Genomic DNA, 1,661 nt, shown 5'->3' on the forward strand with positions numbered 1-1,661 from the left:
CATTGGTGGCCGTTAACTGTCCGGCATCACCATTGGCAATGATGGTCCATTCTCCATTGAGTGTTGATCCTGTCAGCGAGGCATCAAGGTCAAAGGCAGCATCCCCACAAGTGTTAAAGTTGGCGGGAAGTGTGGCCGTAGGCCTTTCAAAGATGGTCAATGTATGCTCTTCCACATTGTCGGAACAGGAGTTTGGAGCTGAAGCAACAAACTCAAAAATAACATTTCCGAAGTAGGAACCATTCGGTGTGAAGACAGCCTCCCAGCTTCCGCTGTTGTTGGTAGTAGCTGTCAGGGAACCGGAAGCATCAACTGAAGCCCCTTGCCCTGCCTTGATTTGCCATTCTCCGTTATTGGCCCCACCTGAAACAGTACCCTGTAAAGTAAAAGGATCAGCCTCACAGACTTCAGTGGCCGTTGTAGTGATGGCAGAAATTGGTGCTTCATCGATGACAAACTGTACTGTTTCAGCTATCTGGTCACATGTATTGGCAGGATTGTCAGTGGTCAGTGTAAATGTAACTGTATTTCCGGCATCAGCAGGGACAGGAATATAATCTGCTGTTACCGTATTTCCTGAAACATTGATATTGGACAAACTACCATTTCCATCTTCCGACCATGTAGCAGAAGAGGCACTTCCTGAGAAATCTCCTGATAGGGAAATAGTCTGGTTTTGGCAGATATTGGCCCCGGCCGTTGTTATGTTGACAGTGGCAGGTTCGTCAATGGTTACATCCACGGTATAATAAGAGCTTCCACATGCAGCTGTTGCCGGATCAAAAGCCTCGAACTGGAAAGTAATGGTGGTGTTGTAATCAGCAGCAAGAGGATTGTATCTGGTAGTAGCTATTCCGGAAGTTACAGAAGTAGCACTCATCTGATTTATGTCACCATTGGCAATGATGGTCCATTCTCCATTGAGTGTTGATCCTGTCAGCGAGGCATCAAGATCCAAAGTGGCATCTCCGCAAGTGTTAAAGTTGGCGGGCAGTGTGGCCGTAGGCCTTTCAAAGATGGTCAATGTATGCTCTTCCACATGGTCGGAGCAGGAGTTGGGAGCCGAAGCAACGAACTCAAAAATAACATCTCCGAAGTAGGAACCATTCGGTGTAAAGACAGCCTCCCAGCTTCCGCTGTTGTTGGTGGTAGCTGTCAGGGAACCGGAAGCATCAACTGAAGCCCCTTGCCCTGCCTTGATTTGCCATTCTCCGTTATTGGCCCCACCTGAAACAGTACCCTGTAAAGTAAAAGGATCAGCCTCACAAACCTCAGTGGCCGTTGTGGTGATAGCAGAAATTGGTGCTTCATCGATGACAAACTGTACTGTTTCAGCTATCTGGTCACATGTATTGGCAGGATTGTCAGTGGTCAGTGTAAATGTAATTGTATTTCCGGCATCAGCAGGGACAGGAATATAATCTGCTGTTACCGTATTTCCTGAAATATTGATATTGGACAAACTACCATTTCCATCTTCCGACCATGTAGCAGAAGAGGCACTTCCTGAGAAATCTCCTGATAGGGAAATAGTCTGGTTTTGGCAGATATTGGCCCCGGCCGTTGTTATGTTGACAGTGGCAGGTTCGTCAATGGTTACATCCACGGTATAATAAGAGCTTCCACATGCAGCTGTTGCCGGATCAAAAGCCTCGAACTGG

The 1,661-nt window shown here is 47.2% G+C and carries 1 protein-coding gene; it reads right to left on the reverse strand.

All coding sequences use genetic code 11. From position 1 onward, the window contains the following. A partial coding sequence (locus tag JKA74_RS20625) for a hypothetical protein (protein ID WP_201433137.1) occupies window positions 1-1,661 on the reverse strand: 1,661 nt, incomplete at both ends.

Source organism: Marivirga aurantiaca, assembly GCF_016679925.1.
GTDB classification, from domain to species: Bacteria; Bacteroidota; Bacteroidia; order Cytophagales; family Cyclobacteriaceae; genus Marivirga; species Marivirga aurantiaca.